This window comes from Streptomyces deccanensis (assembly GCF_022385335.1).
In the GTDB taxonomy this organism is placed as follows: domain Bacteria; phylum Actinomycetota; class Actinomycetes; order Streptomycetales; family Streptomycetaceae; genus Streptomyces; species Streptomyces deccanensis.
Window position 1 is genome coordinate 2,212,980 of sequence record NZ_CP092431.1, and the last position, 25,101, is coordinate 2,238,080.

At 72.2% G+C, this 25,101-nt stretch carries 21 protein-coding genes; 16 read left to right on the top strand and 5 right to left on the bottom strand.

Annotated features, from left to right (window positions below; translation table 11 throughout):
• Window positions 1-19 precede the first annotated feature (19 nt).
• The 3 genes from L3078_RS09885 (at window position 20) to L3078_RS09895 (ending at window position 5,400) form a co-directional block, all read left to right on the top strand.
• Window positions 20-1,672 (top strand): tetratricopeptide repeat protein, encoded by a 1,653-nt coding sequence (locus L3078_RS09885; protein WP_420864165.1) that lies wholly within the window; start codon window positions 20-22, stop codon window positions 1,670-1,672.
• Window positions 1,669-3,564: a nickel transporter gene (locus L3078_RS09890; protein ID WP_239753047.1), complete on the top strand. Its 1,896-nt coding sequence runs from the start codon at window positions 1,669-1,671 to the stop codon at window positions 3,562-3,564. Before L3078_RS09885 ends, L3078_RS09890 begins: the two co-directional genes overlap by 4 nt.
• Before the next feature lie 72 nt (window positions 3,565-3,636).
• Window positions 3,637-5,400, top strand: coding sequence for a serine/threonine-protein kinase (locus tag L3078_RS09895; protein ID WP_239753048.1), 1,764 nt, complete (start codon window positions 3,637-3,639; stop codon window positions 5,398-5,400).
• On the opposite strand, the gene L3078_RS09900 is transcribed toward L3078_RS09895, so the two are convergent.
• Window positions 5,384-6,190 (bottom strand): SGNH/GDSL hydrolase family protein, encoded by an 807-nt coding sequence (locus tag L3078_RS09900; protein ID WP_239753049.1) that lies wholly within the window; start codon window positions 6,188-6,190, stop codon window positions 5,384-5,386. The genes L3078_RS09895 and L3078_RS09900 overlap by 17 nt on opposite strands.
• A 314-nt stretch (window positions 6,191-6,504) precedes the next feature.
• Here L3078_RS09900 and L3078_RS09905 point away from each other — a divergent pair, with 314 nt between their 5' ends.
• From L3078_RS09905 to L3078_RS09935, 7 genes are all read left to right on the top strand, one after another.
• Window positions 6,505-7,710, top strand: a complete 1,206-nt coding sequence (locus L3078_RS09905) for a S8 family peptidase (protein WP_239753050.1) — start codon at window positions 6,505-6,507, stop codon at window positions 7,708-7,710.
• Between the two features lie 259 nt (window positions 7,711-7,969).
• Complete coding sequence (locus L3078_RS09910) at window positions 7,970-8,332, top strand: hypothetical protein (RefSeq protein WP_338059478.1); 363 nt, start codon at window positions 7,970-7,972, stop codon at window positions 8,330-8,332.
• A 3-nt stretch (window positions 8,333-8,335) separates the two neighbouring features.
• A complete protein-coding gene (locus tag L3078_RS09915) occupies window positions 8,336-9,457 on the top strand; it encodes a GNAT family N-acetyltransferase (protein WP_239753052.1) in 1,122 nt (373 codons plus the stop codon).
• A 354-nt stretch (window positions 9,458-9,811) separates the two neighbouring features.
• Window positions 9,812-10,645, top strand: coding sequence for a glycosyltransferase family 2 protein (locus L3078_RS09920; protein WP_239753053.1), 834 nt, complete (start codon window positions 9,812-9,814; stop codon window positions 10,643-10,645).
• Entirely contained in the window at window positions 10,642-11,655 is a 1,014-nt protein-coding gene (locus tag L3078_RS09925; protein ID WP_239753054.1) for a glycosyltransferase family 2 protein, read from the top strand. The genes L3078_RS09920 and L3078_RS09925 overlap by 4 nt, the downstream gene beginning before the upstream one ends.
• On the top strand, window positions 11,652-12,482 hold the full coding sequence (locus L3078_RS09930; RefSeq protein ID WP_239753055.1) for a polysaccharide deacetylase family protein: 831 nt from the start codon (window positions 11,652-11,654) through the stop codon (window positions 12,480-12,482). The genes L3078_RS09925 and L3078_RS09930 overlap by 4 nt, the downstream gene beginning before the upstream one ends.
• Window positions 12,475-16,323, top strand: coding sequence for a lipopolysaccharide biosynthesis protein (locus L3078_RS09935; protein WP_239753056.1), 3,849 nt, complete (start codon window positions 12,475-12,477; stop codon window positions 16,321-16,323). The genes L3078_RS09930 and L3078_RS09935 overlap by 8 nt, the downstream gene beginning before the upstream one ends.
• Window positions 16,324-16,326: 3 nt before the next feature.
• Here L3078_RS09935 and L3078_RS09940 read toward each other — a convergent pair whose 3' ends face one another.
• Window positions 16,327-17,742, bottom strand: coding sequence for a GH39 family glycosyl hydrolase (locus tag L3078_RS09940; RefSeq protein ID WP_239760266.1), 1,416 nt, complete (start codon window positions 17,740-17,742; stop codon window positions 16,327-16,329).
• Between the two features lie 201 nt (window positions 17,743-17,943).
• Between L3078_RS09940 and L3078_RS09945 the strand changes: the two genes are divergently transcribed.
• Together L3078_RS09945 and L3078_RS09950 are read left to right on the top strand one after the other, a co-directional pair.
• Window positions 17,944-19,038, top strand: a complete 1,095-nt coding sequence (locus L3078_RS09945; protein ID WP_239753057.1) for a DUF5925 domain-containing protein — start codon at window positions 17,944-17,946, stop codon at window positions 19,036-19,038.
• A gap of 40 nt (window positions 19,039-19,078) precedes the next feature.
• Window positions 19,079-19,846, top strand: a complete 768-nt coding sequence (locus tag L3078_RS09950) for a DUF72 domain-containing protein (RefSeq protein ID WP_239753058.1) — start codon at window positions 19,079-19,081, stop codon at window positions 19,844-19,846.
• Between the two features lie 180 nt (window positions 19,847-20,026).
• Here the strand turns inward: L3078_RS09950 and L3078_RS09955 are convergent, their stop codons facing one another.
• The gene (locus L3078_RS09955) at window positions 20,027-20,395 is read right to left on the bottom strand and encodes a GntR family transcriptional regulator (protein ID WP_239753059.1); all 369 of its coding nucleotides are present in this window, start codon (window positions 20,393-20,395) and stop codon (window positions 20,027-20,029) included.
• A gap of 71 nt (window positions 20,396-20,466) precedes the next feature.
• On the opposite strand from L3078_RS09955, the gene L3078_RS09960 reads away from it, so the two are divergent.
• Window positions 20,467-21,396, top strand: coding sequence for a GNAT family N-acetyltransferase (locus tag L3078_RS09960; protein ID WP_239753060.1), 930 nt, complete (start codon window positions 20,467-20,469; stop codon window positions 21,394-21,396).
• Window positions 21,377-21,898: a ribonuclease FAU-1 family protein gene (locus tag L3078_RS09965; protein WP_239753061.1), complete on the top strand. Its 522-nt coding sequence runs from the start codon at window positions 21,377-21,379 to the stop codon at window positions 21,896-21,898. Before L3078_RS09960 ends, L3078_RS09965 begins: the two co-directional genes overlap by 20 nt.
• 21 nt (window positions 21,899-21,919) lie before the next feature.
• On the opposite strand, the gene L3078_RS09970 is transcribed toward L3078_RS09965, so the two are convergent.
• Entirely contained in the window at window positions 21,920-22,579 is a 660-nt protein-coding gene (locus L3078_RS09970; RefSeq protein ID WP_239753062.1) for a class I SAM-dependent methyltransferase, read from the bottom strand.
• A gap of 137 nt (window positions 22,580-22,716) precedes the next feature.
• Between L3078_RS09970 and L3078_RS44540 the strand changes: the two genes are divergently transcribed.
• Window positions 22,717-22,851, top strand: coding sequence for a hypothetical protein (locus L3078_RS44540; RefSeq protein WP_086751667.1), 135 nt, complete (start codon window positions 22,717-22,719; stop codon window positions 22,849-22,851).
• Window positions 22,852-22,999: 148 nt separating this feature from the next.
• Here the strand turns inward: L3078_RS44540 and L3078_RS09975 are convergent, their stop codons facing one another.
• Entirely contained in the window at window positions 23,000-23,767 is a 768-nt protein-coding gene (locus L3078_RS09975; protein WP_239753063.1) for a dienelactone hydrolase family protein, read from the bottom strand.
• Between the two features lie 253 nt (window positions 23,768-24,020).
• Between L3078_RS09975 and L3078_RS09980 the strand changes: the two genes are divergently transcribed.
• The gene (locus L3078_RS09980) at window positions 24,021-25,100 is read left to right on the top strand and encodes a lytic polysaccharide monooxygenase (RefSeq protein WP_239753064.1); all 1,080 of its coding nucleotides are present in this window, start codon (window positions 24,021-24,023) and stop codon (window positions 25,098-25,100) included.
• Window position 25,101 lies beyond the last annotated feature (1 nt).

Sequence of the window (25,101 nt, forward strand, 5' to 3'; positions counted from 1 at the left end):
CGACGGGTCCGCTGCCGCGATCGGGTCGCGGGCAGACATCGTGTCCGACGCCGCGAACGAGCCCGGGGCTGACACCAGGTCCGACGCGGGACCGGAGCCGGTGTCCGAGGCCGAACGGAGCCCGGTGGCCGGCGCCGAGGCCGAGGCCGAGGCCGAGGGGAACCCAGTGGCCGAGGCCGACTCCACGTCCGGCGCCGACTCCGGGGCGAGGCCGGTAGCCGGCTTCGCGTCCGGCGGTGGGTCCGGGGGCGTCTCGAAGGGCGAGGGGGGTTCGGAGACCACCGTGGTGCCCGGTCGTGGGACGGCTCCCCGGCGGGGGCGTGAGAGCGCGCCCGAGTCGGGGCGGCGGCGGTTGGCTCGGGTCGCCGCGTGCGCGGCGGCGCTGGCCGTGGCGTTCACCGGGTTCGCGGTGGCGCTGGGGGCCGGGGACGACGGCCGGACCGTGGCCATGTCCTCCTCGCCGGGTGTCTCGGCGGCGCAGCTCGCCGGTGGCGACCTCGACACGGCCGTCGAGCGGCTCCAGGCCCATCTCAAGGCACAGCCCAAGGACTTCGGCTCCTGGTCCACGCTCGGTCTCGCCTACGTCGAGCAGGCCAGGGTCAAGGGCGACCCGTCCCGCTACCCGCAGGCCGAGAAGGCCCTGGAGCGCTCCCTGGAGCTGCGCCCGGACAACGACCCGGCGCTCGCGGGCCTCGCCGCCCTCGCCGCAGCCCGCCACGAGTTCGAGGACGCCCTGCGGTACGCGGACAAGGCGCTGAAGCAGAACCCGTACAGCGAACGGGCGTTGTGCAGCCGCGTCGACGCCCTGGTCGAACTGGGCCGCTACGACGACGCGTTGGAGGCGGTCCGCCTCGCCGACACCCGCCGCCCCGGCATCCCCGTCTTCACCCGGTACGCCTACGTGTACGAGCTGCGCGGCGACGTGAAGACCGCCCGACGCGTCCTGGAACAGGCCCTCGACTCGGCCGCCACACGCGGAGACATCGCCTACGTGGCCACCCAGCTCGGCCAACTCGCTTGGAAACAGGGCGACTACAAGACCGCGCTCGACCACTACGCCCGCGCCCTCGGCGCCGACGACACCTACCTCCCCGCCCTGGAGGGCCGCGCCCGCGCCCAGGCCGCGAGCGGCGACGACGCGGAGGCGATCCGCGGCCTGGAGCAGGTCGTGTCCTCCTATCCGCTGCCGGGACCGCTCGTCGTGCTCGGCGAGCTGTACGAGGCGAAGGGCGAGAGGACCAAGGCGGGCGACCAGTACGCGCTGGTGGACGCCTACACCGCGATCGCCCGTTCCAACGGCGTCAACGCCGACCTCGACACCGCGCTCGCCGCCGCCGACCACGGCGACACCAAGGCCGCGCTGCGGGCCGCCGAGGCCGAGTGGAAGCGCCGGGAGACGGTGCACACGGCGGACGCCCTCGCCTGGGCGCTGCATGTCAACGGCCGCGACGAGGAGGCCCTGCCGTACGCCCGCCGGGCCACCGCCACCGGATACAAGGACGCGACGTTCCTGTACCACCGGGGCATGGTCGAGTACGCGGCCGGCGACAAGAAGGACGCCCGCGCCTCGCTGAAGGCGGCGCTCGACCTCAACGCCGGTTTCTCGCCGCTCGGCGCGGCGGAGGCCCGCAAGACCCTGAAGGCACTGCAGGCCCTGGAGACCGCCAAGTGACCTCTTCCCGGCGCGTGTTCGCCTCCGGCACGGCGGTCCTGGTGGCCGCCTGCGTGCTCGTCCTCGGCCCCGCCCAGGCCGCGAGCGCCCACCCCCTCGGCAACTTCACCGTCAACCGGTACGACGGTCTGGTCGCCGCCCCCGGACAGCTGAGGATCCTCCACGTCGAGGACCTCGCGGAGATCCCGGCGACCCAGGCCGAGCCCGCCATCGAGCGCCAGGGCATGGAGAGTTGGGCCCGCGAACGGTGCGAGAAGGCCGCCGCGGGCAGTGAGGTCACCGTCGACGGGAGTGCCGCCGAGGTGGCGCTGAAGTCGAGCCGGGCCGAGGAACGGCCGGGCCAGGCGGGCCTGAAGACGCTGCGGGTGGAGTGCCGGCTGACGGCCCCGCTGCCGGACCGGGCCGCCGACGTGGCCTTCCACGCGGCCGTGGACTCCGGGCCCGGCTGGCGTGAGGTCACCGCCCGGGGCGACCGGATGACGCTGACCGGGTCGGACGTGCCGGAGGAGTCGGTCTCGAAGCAACTCACCGAGTATCCGGCGGAGTTGCTGCAGTCCCCGGAGGACACGGCGAAGGCCTCGCTCCAGGTGGAGCCGGGCGGCCCCGCGCTGGCCGAGCAGGAGGGCGCGGCCCCGGGGGCCTCGATCCTGCCGCGCGGCGCGGACCGCTGGACCAGGGCTCTCGACGACCTGGTCTCCAGCCAGGACCTCACCCTCGGCTTCGGTGCCCTCGCCTTCGGCATCGCCATGTTCCTGGGCGCCATGCACGCGCTCGGGCCCGGCCACGGCAAGACCCTGATGGCCGCGACGGCCGCCGCGCGCGACCGGGCCCGGATGCGAGACGTCCTGCCCATGGCCGCGTCCGTGACGGTCACCCACACCCTGGGCGTGGTCGCCCTCGGCCTCCTGGTCCTGGCCGGCTCCGCCGCCGCCCCGTCCGTGATCACCTGGCTCGGCATCGCGAGCGGCCTGTTCGTGATGGGCGCGGGCGTCACCCTCGCCCGCCGCGCATGGCTGAACCGCAAACTGGCACTCACGCACGCGAGCGCGCACGGCCACGGGCACAACGGTCACTCGCACGACCACGACCACGACCACGACCACGCCGACGGTCACGACCACGACCACGCCGACGGTCACGACCACGGCCACACCCATGAGCACGACCACAGCCACAGTCATGGGCACAGCCACAGCCACGACCACGGCCACGGAGACGGGCACACCCACTCGCACGACCACCAGCCCGAGCCCAGCCGCGAACTCGTACTCGCCCAGGCCGCACCGTCACCCACCCACGCGCAGAGCGCGACCACCACGCACACCCACACGTCGCTCACCCCCCACAGCCATGACCACGACGACGACCACGGCCACTCCCACAGCCACGACCACACGCACGGTCACGACCACACGCACGGTCACGACCACACGCACGGTCACAGCCACGACCACGACCACGACCACGCCCCCAAGGAGAAGCGCTCCCTCTTCGGCGGTGGTGTCACGCACACCCACGGCGGCTTCACCCACACGCACCCCACCGCCCCCACCCTCCGCGGCACGATCCTGCTCGGCTTCGCGGGCGGCATGGTGCCGAGCCCGTCCGCCGTGGTCGTCCTGGTCGGCGCGGCGGCGCTGGGGAAGGCGTGGTTCGGGCTGCTGCTCGTGCTGGCGTACGGCATCGGGCTGGCGCTCACGCTGACGGCGGCCGGGTACGCCGTCGTGAAGGCGGGCGGCTGGGTGACGCGGGTGATGGACCGGGGCGAGGGCCGGCTCGGCGGACCGACGGCCGCGCTGGTGCGCAGGACCGTACCGCTGGCGTCGGCTCTGCTGGTCGTCGCGCTCGGTGCCGTTCTGGTGTTCAGGGGGGCAACATCCGCACTGGGCTGAGCTACTTTTGGGGAGAAATCGCACGGAGTGGAGATTCCGGGCCGATGCGTGGGCGGATGCGAGTGACGGGGGATGGCCGTGTCCGAAGAACCGGGCGGTGAACGGGTGATCGCGGGCCGCTACCGGCTGCTGACCCCGCTGGGCGAGGGCGGCATGGGCACCGTGTGGCGGGCCCGCGACGAGGTGCTGCACCGCGAGGTCGCCGTCAAGGAGGTGCGGGCGCCGGGCGGGATCGCGGTCTCCGACGTCGAGCGGATGTACGCCCGGCTGGAGCGGGAGGCGTGGGCGGCGGCCCGGGTCGCCAACCGCAATGTCGTCACGGTGTACGACGTGGCGATGGAGGACGGCCGCCCGTGGATCGTGATGGAGCTGGTGCGCGGCTTGTCGCTCGCCGACCTCCTGGACGGCGAGGGCCCCCTGTCTCCTCAGCGCGCCGCGCAGATCGGCGCCGAGGTGCTGTCCGCGCTGCGCGCCGCGCACGAGGCCGGGGTGCTGCACCGGGACGTGAAACCGGCCAACGTGCTCATCTCCAACGACAACCGGGTGGTGCTCACCGACTTCGGCATCGCCACGGTCGAGGGCAGCTCCGCGCTGACCATGACCGGTGAGGTCATCGGCTCCCCGGAGTTCCTCGCCCCCGAGCGGGCGCTCGGCCGGGCGTTCGGCCCCGAGTCGGACCTGTGGTCGCTCGGGGTGCTGCTGTACGCGGCGGTCGAGGGCAACTCGCCGTTCCGGCAGAACACGCCGCTGAGCACCCTGCGCGCGGTGGTCGACGAGGAGCTTCCGCCGCCGCACCGGGCCGGTCCGCTGACACCGGTGATCGAGGGGCTGCTGCGCAAGGATCCGGCCGAACGGATCCCCGCCGAGCAGGCCGAGCGGGACCTGCGGATCATCGGCGCCGGGGGCACCCCCTCCGCGGGAGGCGCCGCGTACTCCGACACGGCTCCCACCACCCCGTACAGCCCGACGGTGGCGGCCTTCCCGAGCCCGGGCGCGCGGACCGGACCGGGGCCGGGCACGAACGAGTTCGGGCCGCCGACCCCGCCGCACCCCACCCCGGCGGCGACACACCCGTCCCCGGTACCGACGCGTGGGCCGGACCGCAACCGCCGGGCCCTCGTCTTCCTGGTCGCGGGGATCGCGGCGATCGCCTTCGCCATCGCCGGTCTGACGTACGCCCTGGTCAACCGGGACGACGGCGGGAAGGACGGCACTCCGACCAACGGGGCGGGCACGGTGGGCGGCACCAACGACCAGACGGGCGACGGCGGTACGGGCGAGGAACCCGGCGGCGGGGACGAGACGAGCGGCGACGCCACGCCCTCGGACACGCCCACCGACGAGGAGAAGCCGACCACCGAACCGCCCGCGCAGTCGGTCAAGGTGACCGTCGAGGGTTCGAACACCGACTACACCGGCGCCTGTCCGCCGCAGGACGCCGAGGCGCCCACCTTCACCGCGACGTTCACCGTGGGCAGCGTCCCCGTGGACGTCGACTACCGGTGGGTGGCGAGGAGCGGCGAGGTCGAGGACGAGGGCTGGAAGACCCTGTCGTTCGCGTCCGGTGGTGAGAAGACCAAGCAGGACCGGGTCGTCGTCTCGACCAACGGGAGCCACACGGACGAGATCAGCGTCGAGGTGCGCGGCCCGGTGAAGACGGAGTCGAACAAGGTCGCGTTCTCGGTGACGTGCGAGTCGGAGGCCCCGACCACGGGCGGGACCTCCCCCTCCGACGACTCGGAGAACCCGGACGGCTACAGCGACTCGGACGCCGACTACGACGAAGCCGGAGCCGGCGCCGGAGCCCTGAACGGGGCCGTCAGGCCGCGTTCCTGAACACCGGCAGGTAGCCGCCCGACTGGCCCGCGGCCTTCGGGTGGTACGACTCGCCGATGTTCAGCAGGTTGAGGCTGTGCAGCCACGCGCTGCCCGAGCACAGTTCGTGGCCGGTGAACGCGGAGCGCACGTCGCCGAAGGTGAACCCGTGGTCGGCGGCGCGTTTGGCGATCGCGGTGTTCAGGTAGTCGGCGGCGTTGTTGATGGCGGTCCGCTTGGCCTGGGAGAGGCCGGGGCAGGTGCCGCCGAGCTGGTAGAAGCGGGGGTAGCCGAGCACGACCACATGGGCGGCCGGTGCCTTCGCGCTGATCGACGAGTACACCTTGTCGAGTTGACCGGGGAGCGTCGAGTCGACGTACGCCTTCGCCGTGTTGATGCGGGAGACGCAGGCGCTGTCGGACTGCAGGACGCAGGTCGTCATGACGTCGGCGAAGCCGGCGTCGTTGCCGCCGACGGAGACGGAGACCAGCCCCGTGTCCGCACTAAGCGGCCCCAGTTGACTCGCCAGAACATCACCCGTTCGGGCGCCCGAGCAGGCCGTGAAGGCGAAGGTCGAGGGAGCGTTGGCGGCCGCCCAGAGGTAGGGGTAGGCCTTCGTGCTGCGCTTGCAGTCGCCGCTGGAGGAGAGGTAACTCCCCGCACCGACACCCGAGGAATAGGAGTCGCCGAGCGCCACATAGCCGGTGGCGGCGGCCTGTTGGGACGCCTGCGCCGTCGCGGCCCCGGTGAGGGTGACGCCGACGGCGAGGAGGAGCGAGGTCATGTATGCCGCAAGTCGGGAACGTCTCATGGAACCTCCCTTTAGCAGGATCTCTGCCTCAACCGTCGTAGCAACTACGCGTGTTGATCGGAAGTGTTCATGTCAATACTTTCCCGTCCGCAAGCGAACGTACCCACCGCGTTCCATCGGCGTTCGATTTCAGATACGTGACAGAAACATGACAACGCTTCAACTCTCTTGAGCTACACCCGTAGATCACCCAGTCTGCTTACAGCCGCGAGCGGAACGCGACGCTCCCGGCCGTGCGTGCGATCCCGCACGCGCCCCCCACGAACGCGCGCCCCACCCGGGCGCGCGTCGCCTATGAGGAGGAAACCCTCGTAATGGCACACCTGCGTAGCAAGAACATCCGCGTCGCCGCCGTCACCACCGTGGCGACCGCCGCCCTGCTCGGCGGTCTGACCGCGCTCCCCGCCCAGGCCGCCCCGGCCGAGGGCAAGGTGCTCGCGGCCGGCTCCCCCACCGCCGTCAAGGACAGCTACATCGTCACGCTCAAGAAGGGCGCGGGCCTCAAGGCCGCGTCGAGCGCGGGCAAGGACCTGGTCGAGGAGTACGGCGGCACGGTGAAGCGGACCTTCAAGTCCGCGCTCAACGGCTACTCGGCGAAGCTCTCCGCGACCGAGGCGAAGAGACTCGCCGCCGACCCGGCGGTCGCCTCCGTCGAGCAGGACCAGGTCTTCACCGTCGACGCCACCCAGACCAACGCCCCGTGGGGCCTGGACCGCTCCGACCAGGCGTCGCTGCCGCTCTCCGGCACGTACACCTACCCGGACAGCGCGGGCAGCGGGGTGACGGCGTACGTCATCGACACCGGTGTGCGCATCTCGCACGCCCAGTTCGGCGGCCGGGCGGTCAACGGCTACGACGCCGTCGACGGCGACAGCGTCGCCCAGGACGGCAACGGCCACGGCACGCACGTCGCGTCCACGATCGCGGGCTCGACCTACGGCATCGCCAAGAAGGCGAAGATCGTGGCCGTGCGCGTGCTGAACAACGCCGGCTCGGGCACCACGGCCGGCGTCGTCGCGGGCATCGACTGGGTGACCGCGAACCACAGCGGCCCCTCCGTCGCCAACATGTCGCTCGGCGGCGGCGCCTCCACCGCCATCGACACGGCCGTCCGCAACTCCATATCCAGCGGTGTGACCTACGCCGTCGCGGCCGGCAACAGCAGCGCCAACGCCTCCTCGTACTCCCCGGCCCGCGTCACCGAGGCGATCACGGTCGGCGCCACCACCAACACGGACGCCCGGGCGAGCTACTCCAACTTCGGCTCGGTCCTGGACATCTTCGCCCCGGGCTCGTCGATCACGGCCGGCTGGTACACCAGCGACACCGCGACCAACACCATCTCGGGCACCTCGATGGCCACGCCGCACGTCGCGGGCGCGGCCGCCGTCTACCTGGCCGGCCACACCTCGGCCACCCCGGCCCAGGTCGCCTCGGCCCTGACCGCCGGCGCCGTGACCGGCAAGGTCACCAGCCCCGGCACCGGTTCCCCGAACCGCCTGCTGCAGATCGTCCCGTAAGGGCGACCGCCCCTCTGTGAGGGTCCCTGTGTGAAAGTCCCCTTGTGAGAGAAGTTTCCCCGGAGGCGCGGGTCGCCTCCGGGGATTCTTCGTGTGCGACCGCGCATCTCCTCGCGACGCGTGACAATCGGGCATACGGTCGGGCGTGGCGGGTCTCGACGTATTGACTCCCCCGCGCCGACTGAGCGACATTGAAGCCCGGCATCCGGCGCTTCAGGGGGCAAAGTCGCCAATGCAGACCTCGGGTATCAAGCCATCGTTGTCAGACAGTGGGGGGCCGCTGCTGGCGGGCGTGGCCGCGGCCGTGGCGGGGGTCGGCGCGGTGCTCGCGCTCGCCGACACCGACTCCGTGCTGCGCGGCCCGTTCACCCTGTTCTTCCTCCTCGTCGCGCCAGGAGCCGCCATCGGGGCCGTACTGCGCGGACTGGAGCCGTTCGCCCGGGTCGTGACGTCCTTCGCGGGCGCGATCGCGGTGAACCTCCTCGTCGCCCAGGGCATGATCGCCACCCACTCGTGGTCGGTGACCGGTGGGATCACGGCCGTGACCGTGATCAGCTCGCTCGTTCTCCTGCCGAGTCTGGTACGGCGCCCGGGCGCCCGTACGGAGAGAAGACGGACCTGAGACGTGGACATCAGTGTGTACCGCCCCGGCGAACTGACCGCCGCCGATCGGGCGGCCTGGACCGCTCTGCAGTCCAAGGCCCATCTCCACGGCGCGCCCGAACTGGCGAACCCGTTCCTGTCCCCGGAGTTCGCCCTCGCGGTGGGCCGCTGCAGACGTGGGGTACGGATCGCGGTCGTACGGGAGGGCGGCGAACCGGCGGCCTTCTTCCCGTACCAGAGAACCACCGTCGGGGTGGGCAGAGCCGTCGGTCTCGGCCTCTCCGACTGCCAGGGCGTGGTCCACCGGCCGGGCTTCACCTGGGACCCCGAGGAACTGCTGCGTGCCTGCGGGCTCGCGGTGTGGGAGTTCGACCATCTGGCGGCGGGCCAGACGCCGTTCGCCGCTCATGTCACCGACAGCTTCCCGTCGCCGGTCATGGATCTGGAGCAGGGCTACGAGGCGTATCTGGGCCAGGTGCGGGCCCGCTCGCCGAAGTTCCTCCGCTCGACGTTCGCCAAGGAGCGCAGGCTCGGCCGCGCGGTGAACGAGGTGCGTTATGTGCACGACGAGCGGGACCCGGGGGCCCTGCGCACCCTGATGGCCTGGAAGTCGGCGCAGTACCGCAGGACGGGGCGCAGCGACCGCTTCGCGCACCCGTGGATCACCCGCCTGGTGCACCAGCTCTTCCACACCCGCTCCGCCTCCTTCGCCGGCCAGCTGTCCGTGCTGTACGCGGACGGCAAGCCGGCCGCGGCTCATTTCGGACTGCGCTCCGAGCGGGTACTGACATGCTGGTTCCCGGCGTACGACCCGGCGTTCGCGAGGTTCTCGCCGGGCCTGCTGCTGCATCTGCACATGGCCGAGGAGGGCGCCGCCGACGGCATCGCCTACCTGGACCTGGGCCGGGGGCAGAAGCAGTACAAGGACTCCCTGAAGACCCGGGAGATCTCGGTGTCGGAGGGGTGGGTCACCCGGCGCCATCCGGTGGCGCTCGGGCACCGGGCGCGACGGGCGCCGGTCAGGGCCTTGCGGAACGCTGTGCTGGCCCGACCGGAACTGTTCGAACCTGCCGACAGATTGTTGAAACGGATGGGGAAAATCCGGTCGGGAGGTCAGCTAACGGACACATCAACAAAAACGTGAGACCTCGTACGAGGTCTTGCCATATGGTCTCAATCATCAATACCGTCTTGCATCGCTGTACATAAACCCGCATCGGTCCGTCGGCACATGCTCCTAGGGGAGGGCTCAAGGAGCGCGGCGGTCCCGGCGCGGGGCGCGGTAGGGGGGTGCCGTGCTCGGTGAGCACACCGTTCATCGAGTCGTGCCGCGCGACCGACTGCCGAGTCGCGACAGTCGGCCGGCTTTTTGCCAGCTCACCCGGCACGCACGGAGATCCACTTCGCCGTGCCGTGAGTGAGAACCCCCCTTTCGAACCGGACAACATTCCGAACCACCCAGGGGCGGGTGGTTCACCGGACGAGAGGGACCAGACTCATGAGCTCAGTTCTGCGCCCGGCGATATCCGAATCCGATACCGAGAGCGCCGAGACGTCGGCGCTCGCGAAGTACCGGCCGATCTCCCACCACCTGGCCATCGCACCGCCGGTGAGCGTGGTGATCCCCGCCATGAACGAGGCGGAGAACCTGCCGTACGTCTTCAAGACGCTGCCCGGCTGGATCCACGAGGTGGTCCTGGTCGACGGCAACTCCACCGACAACACGGTCGAGGTGGCCCGCGAACTGTGGCCGGACGTCAAGGTCGTCCCGCAGCAGGGCAAGGGCAAGGGGGACGCCCTGATCACCGGCTTCGAGGCGTGCACCGGTGACATCATCGTGATGGTCGACGCGGACGGCTCGGCCGACGGGCACGAGATCGTGTCGTACGTCTCCGCCCTCGTCTCGGGCGCCGACTTCGCCAAGGGCTCCCGCTTCGCCAACGGCGGCGGCACCGACGACATGACCCTGATCCGCAAGCTCGGCAACTGGGCGCTGTGCACCACCGTGAACCGCAAGTTCGGCGCCCGCTACACCGACCTGTGCTACGGCTACAACGCGTTCTGGCGGCACTGCCTCGACAAGATCGACCTCGACTGCACCGGCTTCGAGGTGGAGACCCTGATGAACATCCGGGTGGTCAAGGCGGGCCTGAGGGTGCAGGAGATCCCCAGCCACGAGTACCTGCGCATCCACGGCGCGAGCAATCTGCGGGCCGTCCGCGACGGACTGCGGGTGCTGAAGGTGATCCTCAAGGAGCGCTCCAACCGGCGCGCCCTGCGCCGCCGTTCGGCCCCGACGATGCTCACCGCCGGGCGGGGAGAGTCGTCTTGAACGAGCCGACCGTCTCGGTCGTGATCTGTGTGTACACCGAGGACCGCTGGGAGGACATCCTCGCGGCGGTCTCCTCGGTGCGCGCACAGTCCCGGCCGGCCCTGGAGACGCTCCTGGTGGTGGACCACAACCGGTCCCTGCTGGAGCGTCTGACCGGGGAGTACAAAGAGGTCCATGAGGTGCGCGTGCTCGCCAACGCGGGCCCCCGGGGGCTGTCCGCCGGCCGCAACACGGGCATCGCCGCCTCGTACGGGGAGATCATCGCCTTCCTCGACGACGACGCCGTGGCCGAGCGCGACTGGCTGCGCTACTTCGTCCAGGGATACGCCGACCCCCGGGTCATGGCCGTCGGCGGCCGTACGGTGCCCGTGTGGGCGTCCGGCCGCCGCCCGGCCTGGTTCCCCGAGGAGTTCGACTGGGTGGTGGGCTGCGCCTACAAGGGGCTGCCCGGCGGTGTCGCCGAGGTCCGCAACGTCCTCGGCGGCAACGCCTCCTTCCGCCGCGGCGCCTTCGACGCGGCCGGGGGCTTCGCCACCGGTATCGGCCGCGACGGCGACAAGCGCCCGCTGGGCTGCGAGGAGACGGAACTGTGCATCCGGCTCTCCCGGGCCCGGCCGGACGCGGTGCTGCTGCTCGACGACCGGGCGGTGATCCACCACCGGGTGCCGGACGTGCGGGAGCGCTTCGCGTACTTCCGCGCGCGCACCTACGCCGAAGGGCTGTCGAAGGCGCTGGTGGCGCGCAGCGTGGGCACGGACAAGGGGCTGGAGTCGGAGCGCCGCTACACCACCCGGGTACTGCCCGCCGGGGTGGCGCGCGGTCTGCGGGACGCGCTGCTCGGCCGCGCGGGCGGCGCGGGACGTGCGGGCGCGATCGTCACGGGGGTGGCGGCGGCGGCCGGGGGGTACGTTGTGGGGAGCGTCCGGGCCCGCAGGGGCGAGGTCACGTTCTCGGTCGGCGAGATCCCGGGCGGCCCGGTCGGCAAGGGGGGCGAGGGGGGCTCGTCATGACGGAAACGACGGGGACGGCGGGGCCGGCGGGGACGGCTGCGGCCGTGCCGATCCTGATGTACCACGCGGTGTCCACCGCGCCGAACGACGCCACCAAGGACCTGTCGGTGACCCCGGAGGCCTTCGCGGAACAGCTGGCGCTCATCGACGACCTGGGCCTCACCCCGGTGAACACCGCCGACCTGGCGGCAAGTTGGCGGCACGGCCGCCCGCTGCCCGCCCGGCCCGTGCTGATCACCTTCGACGACGGCTACGCGGGCGTGCACCGGCACGCCCTGCCCGTCCTCGCCAAACACGGCTTCGCGGCCTCGCTGTTCGTCACCACGGGCTGGATCGAGGGCCCCCACGACAACGGCGAGGCCCTCGACACCATGCTCGACTGGGACCAGGTCCGCGAGCTCGCCGACCACGGCGTGGAGATCGGCGGGCACAGCCACACCCATCCCCAGCTCGACATGCTGGACGACGACCGGCTCCGGTTCGAGCTGCGGCGCTGCCGGCAGATCGTCGCCGACGAACTGGGCACCCGGCCCGTCTCGTTCGCCTACCCGTACGGCTACTCCAGCCGCCGGGTGCGCGTGGCGGTGCGCGAGACGGGCTTCGCCCAGTCGCTCGCCGTCGGCAACGCACTGGCCCGGCGCGCACAGGGCCCGTACGCGCTGCGGCGGGTGACCGTGCGGCGTTCCACGGACCTCGCGGAGTTCGAGCGGCTCGTCGAGGGCCGTGCGATCGCCCGCACCTTCGCCCGGGACCGTGCCCTGACCAAGGGGTACGCCATGGTCCGAAGAGCACGACAGGTCCGGAAGGCCATCCGTTCCCGTGTCTGACACGACGACCACCACGGCTCACGAGGCCGAGGACACCACGACCGAGGAGACCGGGCCAGGGCCGGGCCCCGGCCGCAGGCTGCGCCTGCCCGGGCTGGGCAAGGGGGCAGGGGGCGACCAGCTGTTCCGCAACGCCTACGCCCTGATGCTGAACACCGGTATCTCGGCCGTCCTCGGCCTCGGCTTCTGGCTGGCCGCCGCCCGCTACTACACCGAAGCCTCGGTCGGTCAGGGCTCCGCCGCGATCGCCGCGATGAAGCTCCTCGCCGGGCTCACCGCGCTGACGCTGACGGGTGCCCTGGCGCGGTTCATCCCGGTCGCGGGCCGGGACACCGGCCGGCTGATTTTCCGCACGTACGCGGGCAGTGCGGTGGTCGTGGCGCTGGCGGCGGGCGTGTTCCTGCTGACGCTGGGCCTGTGGGGGTCGTCGTACAGCTTTCTGCACGATCCGCTCTACGCCGTGTTCTTCGTGCTCGCGGTGGTCGCCTGGTCGACGCTGACGCTCCAGGACGGGGTGCTCACCGGGCTGCGCAGCGCGGTGTGGGTGCCGGTCGGCAACACCGTGTTCTCGGCGGTGAAGCTGGTGCTGCTGGTGGTGTTCGCCGCCGCGATCCCGACCATGGGCGTCTTCGTGTCCTGGGTCGCGGCGATCGCGATGTCCGTGCTGCCGCTGGGCTGGCTGGTGTTCCGACGGCTCATCCCGGCCCATGTGCGGGCCACCGAGGACCACGCGCACCCGCCGTCGCTGCGGGAGATCGGCCGCTTCCTCGCCGGTGACTACACGGGCTCCCTCTTCTCGCTCGCGGTCGTCTATCTGGTCCCGGTGATCGTCGCCGCGCAGGTCGGCTCCGCCGACAACGCGTACTTCTACATCACCACCACCATCGGCGGCACCGTCAATCTGCTCGCCATCAACATGGGTGCCTCGCTGACCGTGGAGGGCGCCCACGACCCGGCACGACTGGCCGCCAACACCCGGGCCGCGCTGAAGCGGATGGCCCGGATCATGCTGCCGGTGTGCGCGGTGCTGTTCTTCGGGGCGCCCTGGATCCTGGCCGTCTTCGGGCAGGCCTACGCGGACGCGGCGACCCCGCTGCTGCGCTGGTTCGCGGTCGGCGCGGTTCTGCGGGTCGTCATGGAGACGTACTTCGCGGTGCTGCGCGCCCAGAGCCGCACCGCCGGACTCGCCTGGCTGCAGGGACTGTTGTGCGCCCTGGTCCTCGGCCTGACCCTGGTCCTGCTCCCCCGGATGGGGCTGACCGGCGCGGGCGTCGCCGAGATCTCCAGCCTCGCGGTGATCGTGCTGATCGCCGCGCCGCGGCTGTACCGGATCCTGCGCACCGCCGGGCCCGCCGAGGTACCCGCGGACGCGGCGCCCGACGGCGATCTCGCCGACCTGGGCCGGATGGCGTCCGCCGCGAAGCAGAGCGGCGCCTGGTCCCGGCGCCTGGACTCCGACACCCTCGCCCTCGGCCTCCATGTCGACTTCGACCACCTGGAACGCCGCCCGGACGTACGGCCCGGCCCGGGCACCCCGCCCACCGGCACCGCGCTGCCGCGGGGGGAGCACCGGCCGACCTGGGCCCAGGACCGGCCCACCCGTCCGCCCGAGGACGCCCCGCTCGAAGAGGCCGCAGGCGGGCCGGACCTCGCACGAGAGACCGCAGGGCAGCCGGACTTCGCACGAGAGGCCGAAGGGCAGCCGGACTTCGCACGAGAGGCCGAGAAGCTGGAGAAGTCCGTACGGGAGCCGGTGGCACCCGAGGCCGAGGAGACGCCGTCCGGCCGGCACACACCTCGGGTGTCCCTCCGCGAACGCCTCTCGCACCCCACGATCACCGGGGTGGTCCTCGGCTTCCTGCTGCTCTCCGCGCTGCTCCTCTACTGGGTGCCCGCGCTGGCGCTGGACGACTCCGACCTGGACCGCATGGGCGGCCTCGGCCTGATCTCCGTGCTGCCGACGCCGACCCTGGTCGGCGCTGGCCTGCTGGCGGTCGTGTTCGCCGCGCTGCTGTGGCCGGCCCGGGAGCATCGCGCGCTGCTGCTGATCACGCTGCTGGCCACCGTGTTCTCACTGCACGCGCTGCCCGCCGTGATCGAGACCGAACCCCGCTTCGCGACGGCCTGGCAGCACCTGGGCTTCATCGACTACATCGACCGCACCGGCACGGCCGTACCCGACCTGGACGCCCGGTGGAGCTGGCCGGGGTTCTTCGCGGCGGCGGCGTTCGTGGCGCGGGCCTGCGGGGTCACCGACTTCACCGAGATCATCCGCTGGTGGCCGACGGCCGTCCAACTCCTCTATCTGGCCCCGATGTTCCTCCTCGCCCGCCATATGCGGGCGAGCTGGCGCGCCCGGTGGACAGGGGTCTGGATCTTCGTCCTGAGCGGCTGGGTGGGCCAGGACTACTTCTCCCCCCAGGGCTTCACCTACCTCCTCTACCTGGTCTTCGTCGCGATCCTGCTGGTCTGGTTCCGCGCCCCGCACATGCTGTGGGGCACGGTGCGCCCCGGCGAGGCGGAGGTCGAGCCGACGAACCGCCGGCAGCGCGCGGTGCTCCTCGCGGTCCTGATCGCGCTGTACGCGGCGACGGTCCCGGCCCACCAGCTCACCCCGTTCGTGATGCTGGGTGTCCTCGCGGCCCTCGTCCTGGTCGGCCGCTCGGAACTGCGCGGCCTGCCCATCCTGTTCGCCGTGCTGGTCGCCGTCTGGGTGGGCTTCCTCGCCGAGCCGTACTGGTCGGGCCACTTCGACGAACTCTTCGGCGGGGTCGGCGGGGTCGGCGGGAACGTCACCTCCTCGGTCTCCGGCCGGATCGGCGAGGGCAGTTCGACCCACAAACTCGTGCTGTACGCGCGCGTGGCGCTCGCCGGCTCGGTCATGCTCCTGGCTTGCCTCGGCTTCTGGCGCCGCCGCGCGAACAAATACCGCGAACGCTCCCTGCTCGTGCTCACGTTCGTGCCGTTCCTGGGCTTCGGCATGCAGTCGTACGGCGGTGAGATGGCCCTGCGGGTCTTCATGTTCGCGCTGCCGGGTGCCGCGCTGCTGGGCGCGCTCGCCCTCTTCCCGCGCACCGGCGTCACCGACGGGGAACGCGAGAAGGACCGAAGGAACCTCGGCCCGCCGGCTGCCCTGATGGCCGGTCTCGTCCTCATCGGCGGCTTCCTGGTCGCCCGCTGGGGCAACGAGCCCTTCGAGCGCGTCCGGCCGGGCGAGGTCGCCGCCATGGAGTACGTCTACGCCCACGACGACCCGACGGTACGGCTGCTGTGGCTCAGCGACGACCCGGTGAACAACGTGACGCCGGCGATGCCGTGGGGCGCCCGGGACATGGAGAAGGTCGAGTACGTGCCCACGCTCGCGCCGGTGGATCCGGTCCTGGTGTCCGGTGTGGCCAAGGCGCTCAAGGACGCGGGCGCGGGCTCGTTCCTGATCGTCAACCGCAGCCAGGTCACCAACCTCCAGATGGACGCCGGTTACCCCGGGAACTGGGAGTCCCGGCTCATCGAGAACCTCGACAGGCGCGCCGACGTGGAGCAGGTCTTCGCCAACGACGACGCCACGATCTTCGCCCTGCGCGACCAGCCCGGAAAGGCCCCGGATCCCGATCCCGGCCCGATCGGCCCCCAGGTCACCTGGACCCCGTGGTCGGTGGTGGGCGGCCTGGCCGCGATCGCCCTGATCGTGCTGCTGAGCGTCCGCGAGATGGTCCGGGTGGCGGTCCGCCCCGGCGTACGTCAACTCCGCTGGCTGCAGAGCAGTTTCTGGTTCAGCCTGCCGCTACTGGCCCTGCTGCTGGCGTCACTGGTGCAGAGGTTCCTGACGATGGGCTCGCAGTGAGGCTCACCGCTTCAGCCACTTCACCTCGTACGCGGCCATGTCGAACTTCCGACCGTCGATGTCGGCGCTGATCTTCCGGTCGAGGGTGTTGACGACGAGTACGGCCTTGTCGTCGGCCAGCACGCGCACGTTCGGCTTGTCGTCCGCCGCGACGGACACCGTCTCGTACGTCGTCCCCGGCGGGAACTCCTCGCTGAACCGGGACAGCAGCCCGTACATGGGCAGTTCGCGTCCGCCGTCACGCTTGTCGGTCGGCGTCCACAGACAGCCGGGGCACTCGCCGGTCTTCTCTTCCGGGTTCCAGTAGAACCCGGAGGTGGCACCGCCCTTGGCCATGGCCATCAGCCCGGAGGCCTGGACGGCGACCCGGCGGTTCTCGGACCAGCCGTGCCGGTTGTCGTTCCCGTCGGCCGGTTCGACGTAGTACTCGGCCCACCACAGCGGCAGATCGCCGGACCGCTCCCGCACCCACCGGCTCACGTCCGTGAACTTGTCGGTCGCCGCGAACTCGTCCGGGACCAGCTCGTCGTCCCGGGTGTAGCTGGATCCGTCGACCACCACGAAGTCGGCGCCGACCTTGTGCTCGTTCCAGTAGTCGAAGGCGTCGAGGATCCGCCGGTCCATGGCGCCCCACGGCCCCTTGAGCCGTGTCGACGCGTCCTGCTCCTGGCGTGGGTCGACGCTGTCCATGACCAGGTAGGGCCCGCCGACCATGATGTCCTCGTCGACCTTCTTCAGGGCCTTGTGGACGAGGTTGTACAGCTCGGTGTAGCCCTCGTAGTCCCAGCGGGCCTCCGCGTCGTTCCAGAAGCCCTTGAACTCGTTCCAGACGATGAAGTGCCGTACGTCCGGGTAGCGCTTGGCGACGGTGGCGGCGAGGTCGGCGTAGTCCGCGAAGTGCTCGGGCTCGGGCGCGGTCTCCAGCGCGGCCTGGCTCCAGTCGGTCCGGTCGGCGCCCGGTCTGCCGCCCTTCATCCAGTCGGGCGCGCAGCACAGGGTGACGACGGGCGTGCCGCCGGTGGCGCGGACGAAGTCGATGCGCCGGTCCATCTCCTCGAAGTCGTAACGCCCCTCGACGGGCTCGGGGTTGCCCGCGCCCCAGCCCATGATGTGCTGGATCTGCGGCAGGGGCCGCTCGGCGAGCCGCTCCTCGACGCGCTCGACAGCCGTCCCGCTGCCCGCGTCCGCGCTGAACTGGGTGTGGGTGAAACCCCAGCCCACACTGGGTCCGGTGTCCCCGGGCGGGGTCGCGGGCGTGCCGTGCACCTTGTCGCCGTCGGGGGTGGTGCCGGCGCTGCTGCCGCCCCCGGAAAGTGTGTTGAGCAGGGTCACGACGAGGGCCAGCGCGGCCACCCCCACGCCCAGCAGCGCGCCGAGTCGCCACCGCCGGTCCCCCGCAATCCACCCATGACGTCCCATCATGGGCAACAGTAACCGCGCGGGCCCGCCCTGGGGGAGGTTCCGCCGGTGAACTCCTGGGCGATATGACGGCTCACGGGCGGCTCACGGGCGGCTCACGGGCGGCTCACGGGCGGCTCACGGGCGCATCACGCGCCGACACCACCGGCGCGCAGCGGAAAGCGGATGCACGGGGAGCCCTCGGTGACGGATCATGGCGACATGTCTGCCAACCCACACGACGCACTGCCGATCCGGCTCAACGTCGACGACAGCGACTCCCCGTCCGATGTCGTCGACGCGCTGTTCCTCGGCCGTTTCGCGACGGGCGAGCAGCCGTACGCGCACGCGGCGAACATCGACCGGGTACGGTCCGGGGCCACCCTGCTGCCATCGGGCGCCCGGGTGCTGCGCTCCGCGCGGGACGACGACCGCAGCGCGACCCTCGCCGAGGGCGACGGCTGGACGGTGCTGATCTCCCGCTGGAACCGGGGCGCCGACGTCACGGTGACCGCGACCACCGCCGAGCTGGCGGAGAAGGTGCTCGGCCAGGCCACCGACGGCGCGGCCGACGAGCCCGAGCCGCAGCCGGAGAACGTGACGATGGGTTTCTGGTACGTCTCGCCGCGCCGGGGCCCGCACCGCACGACCCGGCAGATCTCGGCGGGTACGTGGGAGGAGGTCCGGCCGAACTACACGGCGCCGGTGGCGGACGCGATGGACCGGCTGATGAAGACGACCCCGGAGGACATCGCGGGCCGCCTCCTGCTGCTGCACGGCCCGCCCGGCACCGGCAAGACGTCCGCGCTGCGCACGCTGGCCCGCTCCTGGCGGGACTGGTGCCAGGTCGACTGCGTCCTGGACCCCGAGCGGCTCTTCTCCGACGTCGGCTATCTGATGGACATCGCGATCGGCGAGGAGGACGCGGCGGGCAAGGGCCGCTGGCGGCTGCTCCTGCTGGAGGACTGCGACGAACTGATCCGGGGCGAGGCCAAGCACACGGCGGGCCAGGCGCTCTCGCGGCTGCTGAACCTGACGGACGGCCTGCTCGGCCAGGGCCGCAACGTCCTGGTGGGCGTCACCACCAACGAGGACCTGGAGCGCCTCCACCCGGCCGTGGTCCGCCCCGGCCGCTGTCTCGCCCGGATCGAGGTGGGTGCGCTGACCCGCGCGGAGGCGGTCTCCTGGCTCGGCACGGACGAGGGGGTCGGGCGCGAGGGGGCGACCCTGGCCGAGCTGTACGCGCTGCGTCGGGGCACGTCACCGACGTCGCTGCCGGAGCCGCGGGGCGGGGCGGACGCGGGGCTGTATCTCTAGGATCTCTAGGCGGTTCCGCTCTGAGTGTTTTCATGGATGTATGACCTTGTTCGTCGGCACGTCGGGGTGGCAGTACAAGGACTGGCGGGGCGCCGTCTACCCGGAGGGCTGCCCCACCCGGCTGTGGCTGGAGGAGTACGCGGCGCGGTTCGCGACGGTCGAGCTCAACAACGCGTTCTACCGGCTGCCGACGAAGGAGAACTTCGAGGCGTGGCGGCAGAGGGTGCCGGCGGACTTCGTGGTCGCGGTGAAGGCGAGCCGGTACCTGACCCACATCAAGCGCCTGCGGGACCCCGAGGAGCCGGTGCACCGCCTGATGAGCCACGCGGAGGGGCTGGGCGACCGTCTGGGCCCGATCCTGCTCCAGCTCCCCCCGACGCTACGGGCCGACCCCGCTCTCCTGGACGCCTGCCTGGGCTGCTTCCCCTCGGGCACCCGGATCGCGGTCGAGCCCCGCCACGACTCGTGGTGGACCGCCGAGGTCCGCGAGGTCCTGGAGTCCCGGGGCGCGGCCCTGTGCTGGGCGGACAGCCACTCCCGCCCGGCCACGCCGCTCTGGCGCACCACCGACTGGTCCTACCTCCGCCTCCACCAGGGCCGAGCCCACCCCTGGCCCCACTACGGCGAGCGGTCCCTCTCCACCTGGGCCCACCGCATCGCCGACACCTGGCCCGCCACCGCCGACGCCTACGTCTACTTCAACAACGACCCCCACGCGGCGGCGGTGCAGGACGCGACGACATTCGCGAGGACAGCGAAAAAAGCGGGCCTACGACCAACCCGAACCCCGGAGCACGTCCCCCGGTAAGCCGCCGGCACCCACCATGGGCCCACAGCCCCGCGCCCCGGCCTCTCGCGCCGCTCCGCTCGCGGCTGTCGTGCCCGGCTGACGTGTGTCCGCCGGTTCACTGATTCCGCCGCGACGGTGCTCAGCCACGGCGGCGTGGTTCGGCGGTGCCGGACTTCGCTCAGCCCTCGGCGGCGCCCGCTACTCCGCGTACGCGGCCCGCAGGGCGTCCCGGGCCGCCGCCAACGCCTCCGTCTCGCTGAGCCCCAGTCGGCGCGCCCGCTCCGCGTACGCCCCCGCCGCCACCGCCGCCTCACGCTCCGCGGCGGAGCCGGCCGCGGCCACGAACGTCCCGTTGCGCCCCCGCGTCTCGATCACCCCGTCGGTCTCCAGCGCCCGGTACGCCTTGGCGACGGTGTTGGCCGCGAGCCCCAGCTGCTCGGCGAGCCCCCGTACGGTCGGCAACCGGTACCCCACGGGCAGCGCCCCGGAGCGGGCCTGTTCCGAGATCTGGGCGCGCACCTGCTCATAGGGCGCGCCCCCGTCCACGATGCGAATCTTCAAGGTCACGCGGCGATTGTCCCGTACCCGCCGGAAAATCGGAGGCGACTCCCGGCGCCGCCCGCGTAGCGTGCCCACCCATGACATTGATCGTGCGCGACCTCCGCGCCGCCGACCCGGCGGACGCCGAGGCCTTCGCCGACGTACGACGGCACGCCCTGCCCTTCCTGGTCGGCACCGCCGAGTCCCTGCTCCACGACGCCACGCACGCTCCCCCCGAGGCCCACCACGGGCAGCTGGTCGCCGAGGCGGACGGCGAGGTGATCGGCACCGCGCAGCTGTCCATCGCCCACGACAGCCCCGTACCGGGCCAGGGCGACATCAACATATACGTGCACCCGGCGCACCTGCGCCGGGGCGCGGGCGCCCTGCTGGCCCGCACCGCCGAGGAGCGGCTGACGGCGGTGGGCGCGCGGCGGCTGCTGTCCTGGGTGCTGGACACCCCGGAGAACCGCGCGTTCGCCGAGCGCCGCGGCTACGCGCCGAGCCGCTCCGCGCACTTCCTGCGCCTGGACCTGGCCCACGGCACCCTCCCCCCGCTCGACGCCCCGCCCGGGGACGTGGAGCTGCGGACGGCCGCCGACTTCGCCGACGACCCGCGCCCCCTGTTCGACCTGGACGCGGAGACCACGGCGGACGAACCGGGCGACGTCGACGCCGAGTTGGACGACTACGAGCAGTGGGTGAAGGAGACCTACGACCACCCCCTGCTGGACCGCGCTCTGAGCACGGTGGTCGTCGTGGACGGCACCCCCGCCGCCTTCACCGCGGTCCGCACGGACGGCCGCGACCGCTACTTCACCGCGATGACGGGCACCGCTCGTGCCTTCCGCGGCCGGGGCCTCGCCAAGCTCGCCAAGAACGACTCCCTGCACCGCGCCCGCGCCGCCGGCTACGCGGAGGCGTTCACGGGCAACGACGCGGGCAACGGGCCGATGCTCGCGGTCAACAAGTGGTTCGGGTACGAGGTGTGCGCGACGGAGGTGCGGTATGTCCGTGAACTCGGCTGACTCCCGGCAGGAGGGGCAGGAGAGGCGCGAGGTGGACGTCGTCCTGCTCAAGGCGGGCCGCACGAAGATCCGTTACCCCGCACGGCTGGTGAGCGACGACGGCACCCGGATCGTGGTCCACGCCGACTGGGCGACCGAGGGCGTGCGGGACTTCGGCTTCGTGCGCTTCGGGCCCGGTGACGTGTTCACCGAGTACTACTGGCGCGACCGGTGGTACGCGGTGAAGGAGGTGCGGGACGCGCGGGGCACGCTGAAGGGCTGGTACTGCGACATCACCAGGCCCGCCACGTTCTCCGGTGGGGAGGTCGTCGTGGAGGACCTGGACCTGGACCTGTGGCGGTCCGCCGACGGCCGGACCGTACTGCGGCTGGACGAGGACGAGTTCGAGGAGAGCGGGCTCGCGCGGAGCGACCCGGAGGCCGCGGCGGCAGCCGTCGCCGCCCTCGACACGCTGGAGGCCCTCGCCACCACCGAGGGCGGCCTGGAGTCCCTGCTGTCCTAGCCTGCGCCGGTTGGGGGGCGGTCAGAGGCGGGCCACGATCGCGTACCGCTCGTCCTCGACCTCCCTGCCCCACAGCAGCGGGTCCTCCCCCAGCCGCACCAGCTCCGCGTCGGACACCAGCGGCGCGACCAGCCCGTACAGCCGCTCGGCGGGTATGCCGACCGGGCTGACCGTGCCCCACACCCCCTCGACCAGCACGAGCCTGCCCCCGGGCCGCAGCAGTCCGCACCAGCGGCGCAGCACGCGGGCCGGGTCGGGCAGGGTCCACAGCACATGGCGGACGAGGATCACGTCGAACCGCTCCTCCCCTACGGGCGGGGCCGCCGCGTCCCCGACGAGGAACACGGCGGGGCGCCCGGCGAGCTTGGCGCGGGCCAGGTCGACCATGGCCGGCGAGGAGTCCACCCCGGTCACTCGGTGCCCCTGCTCGGTCGCGAGGAGTGACAGGCTGCCGGTGCCGCAGCCGAGGTCGAGCACGTCGGAGGCGCGTTCGGGCAGCCAGTCCCGCAGCCGGGCCGACCAGGCCTCCCGCACGGCGGGTTCCCGCAGGCCGTGATCGGGTTCGTCGTCGAAACCGGCGGCTTCCGCGTCCCAGTCGACGGCTCCCGAGGAGTCATCTGCCGCCCGGTTCCCCGGTGTTCGCAGGGCCGGGGAGGTTTCGCCGTCGTCGATGTTGGTCATGCCGCCAGAGTGACACATGCCACTGACAGTCCAGATGGTGACAGCCGCCACTGACAGAGCACGAACGATGAGTAACGCTCCCGGAAAAGGTCTACCTCCGTGAAAACGCGGAACACGGTAGACGCAAGGAGGCAGCCATGCGCCGTACGACCGTGCAGAAGCCCCTGAGGAAGTCCACGTCCCGCCGCGTGCGGGACGAGGCCGACGAACGCCCCGTCGAGCGCCGGGAAGTGCGAAAGGACATCGCGCGCACCTGGTGGCCTGACGGCTGAGCACCCGCGCCCCGGCCACGAGCACGTACGCGCGTCCACCGACTCCGGCGACCCCACCGAGAGCACCGACTCCAGCGGCAGCCGTCCCCGACGCCCCGACCACGGGCGTCGGGGACGGACCGCCTCGGGGGACCCTCGACGGGCCCGATCAGGCCCCTGACCGCAGGTTGCGGTCCAGCAGGTCCAGCAGGGCCGTCCAGTGGCGTTCCGCCGCCTCGGCGTCGTACGAGGCGGTGTCGGCCTGGGTGTAGCCGTGCGGGGCACCGGCGTAGACCTCGGTGCGGTGGCGGACCCCGGCCTCGGTGAGCGTCTTGTCGAGCAGCTCGATCTGCTCCGGGGGCAGCGACGGGTCCTCGTCGGCGTGGCCGAGGTAGACCTCGCCGGTGATCCGGGCCGCCGCCAGATGCGGGCTGTCCGGGTCGTCGGTCGCCAGGCCTCCCCCGTGGAAGCCGGCCGCGGCGGCGACCCGTTCGGGGAAGGCGCCGGCGGTGTGCAGGGCCAGCCGGGCGCCCATGCAGTACCCGGTGATCCCCACGGGCCCGTCGGCGGCGCGCGGGCTGTCGGCGAGCCATCCCAGATACGCCGCCGCGTCCCGCAGCGCGAGTTCCGGCGTCAGCGACAGCATGACCGGCAGGATCTGGTCCCATATCTCCGGACGCGCGGCCGGATCGATGAACTCGGGCAGGTCGAACACCGGGGTCCGCCCCGACCGGTGGAAGACGTTGGGCACGAGGACCGTGTACCCGGCGCCGGCCAGCCGGTCGGCCATCGCCCGCAAGTGCGGCCGCAGCCCGAACGCGTCCATGTAGAACAGGACCGCCGGATGCGCGGCGTCGTCGTCGGGGTGCACGAGGTAGGCGTCGACGGTGCCGTCCTCGGTGGTGATGTCCACGGATGTTCCGCGTACGGCGCTCATGCGCGGGTTCCCTTCTCTGACAGGTGCGAACGGGCCCAGTGTCACGCACCGAGGTAAGAAACGGATCTTCGGCAGGTTCCCAACAGCCTTTCCTGAGCCCTCGGTTAGCCCATCCTTAACGCCACCATAAGGATCCCCCGCACCCGCCCTCAGCAGGCGATTCCGCGGTTCCTTGGGGCTAGCTTGCTGATCGCCCCCCGGCATCCGGGACCACCCGGGAACCGTTCAGGACCGTTTCGAGGAGTGCGCCGCCATGCCCGCTGCCCGTCGCGAGGCCACCACGTCCGCCGCCGCACGTGTCGTCGGCGCGCTGGGTGTCGTCGGCGCCGCCCCGCTCGCCCTGACCGTGTTCGCCGCAGGACCGGCCGTGGCGCACGGTTCGTTGGGCGACCCGGTGAGCCGAGTGGCCCAGTGCTATGCGGAGGGCCCCGAGAACCCGAGGTCGGCGGCCTGCCGGGCGGCGGTCGCGGCCGGCGGCACCCAGGCGCTCTACGACTGGAACGGCGTACGGATCGGCGACGCGGCCGGCCGCCATCGGGAGCTGATCCCGGACGGCGAACTGTGCGGCGCGGGCGACGAGGCGTTCAAGGGCCTCGACCTCGCCCGTGCCGACTGGCCGGCGACGAGCGTGCGCGCCGGGTCGTACGCCTTCGCGTACCGGGTGACGGCCCCGCACAAGGGGACGTTCGAGGTGTATGTCACCAAGAGCGGCTACGACCCGTCCCGGCCGCTCGCCTGGGACGACCTCGACCTGGCGAACCCGGTGGCGACCGCCACCGACCCGGCCGTGTCGGGCGGCTTCTACAGGTTCTCGGGCACCCTCCCGCAGCGCACCGGCAGACATCTGCTGTACGCGGTCTGGCAGCGCTCGGACAGCCCGGAGGCGTTCTACTCCTGCTCGGACGTCTCGTTCGGCGACAACGGGGCCGACGGGTCCGGCGCGTCCACGCCCTCCGAGGAGCAGATCGAGGAGGGCGCCGACGAGTCGACCGTCGAGCACGGCGGCCACGGCGACGACGACGCGAGCACGACGACGGACCCGACCCCGAAGGCATCGGCGACGGCGCGGGCGGCGGCCCAGGGGTCCGCGGGGGCCGCCTCCGCCGACGCGTCGCCGACCGCGAAGTCGACGACGGCCGGGGAGTCGGTGGCGGGGACCGGTGCGGACGGCCTCGCGGAGCCCGCCGGCGAGGACGGGCTCGCCGACACCGGCGGCGACGGCACGACCCCGTATCTGGCGCTCGGCGGCGCGGCCGTCCTGGCGCTCGGTTCCTCCCTCCTCTTCGCCGCGGCCCGCCGCCGCGCGACGACCGGTGGCCGGCACGGCCGCTGAC

What these genes read in the sequence shown, in the direction of transcription:
- L3078_RS09920 (WP_239753053.1), top strand. Translation starts at nt 9,812, where the DNA reads ATGAGCTCAGTTCTGCGCCCGGCGATATCCGAATCCGATACCGAGAGC.
- L3078_RS09930 (WP_239753055.1), top strand. Translation starts at nt 11,652, where the DNA reads ATGACGGAAACGACGGGGACGGCGGGGCCGGCGGGGACGGCTGCGGCC.
- L3078_RS44540 (WP_086751667.1), top strand. Translation starts at nt 22,717, where the DNA reads ATGCGCCGTACGACCGTGCAGAAGCCCCTGAGGAAGTCCACGTCCCGC.
- L3078_RS09940 (WP_239760266.1), bottom strand. Translation starts at nt 17,742, where the DNA reads ATGGGACGTCATGGGTGGATTGCGGGGGACCGGCGGTGGCGACTCGGC.
- L3078_RS09895 (WP_239753048.1), top strand. Translation starts at nt 3,637, where the DNA reads ATGGCCGTGTCCGAAGAACCGGGCGGTGAACGGGTGATCGCGGGCCGC.
- L3078_RS09975 (WP_239753063.1), bottom strand. Translation starts at nt 23,767, where the DNA reads ATGAGCGCCGTACGCGGAACATCCGTGGACATCACCACCGAGGACGGC.
- L3078_RS09980 (WP_239753064.1), top strand. Translation starts at nt 24,021, where the DNA reads ATGCCCGCTGCCCGTCGCGAGGCCACCACGTCCGCCGCCGCACGTGTC.
- L3078_RS09970 (WP_239753062.1), bottom strand. Translation starts at nt 22,579, where the DNA reads ATGACCAACATCGACGACGGCGAAACCTCCCCGGCCCTGCGAACACCG.
- L3078_RS09960 (WP_239753060.1), top strand. Translation starts at nt 20,467, where the DNA reads ATGACATTGATCGTGCGCGACCTCCGCGCCGCCGACCCGGCGGACGCC.
- L3078_RS09905 (WP_239753050.1), top strand. Translation starts at nt 6,505, where the DNA reads ATGGCACACCTGCGTAGCAAGAACATCCGCGTCGCCGCCGTCACCACC.
- L3078_RS09950 (WP_239753058.1), top strand. Translation starts at nt 19,079, where the DNA reads ATGACCTTGTTCGTCGGCACGTCGGGGTGGCAGTACAAGGACTGGCGG.
- L3078_RS09900 (WP_239753049.1), bottom strand. Translation starts at nt 6,190, where the DNA reads ATGAGACGTTCCCGACTTGCGGCATACATGACCTCGCTCCTCCTCGCC.
- L3078_RS09965 (WP_239753061.1), top strand. Translation starts at nt 21,377, where the DNA reads ATGTCCGTGAACTCGGCTGACTCCCGGCAGGAGGGGCAGGAGAGGCGC.
- L3078_RS09945 (WP_239753057.1), top strand. Translation starts at nt 17,944, where the DNA reads ATGTCTGCCAACCCACACGACGCACTGCCGATCCGGCTCAACGTCGAC.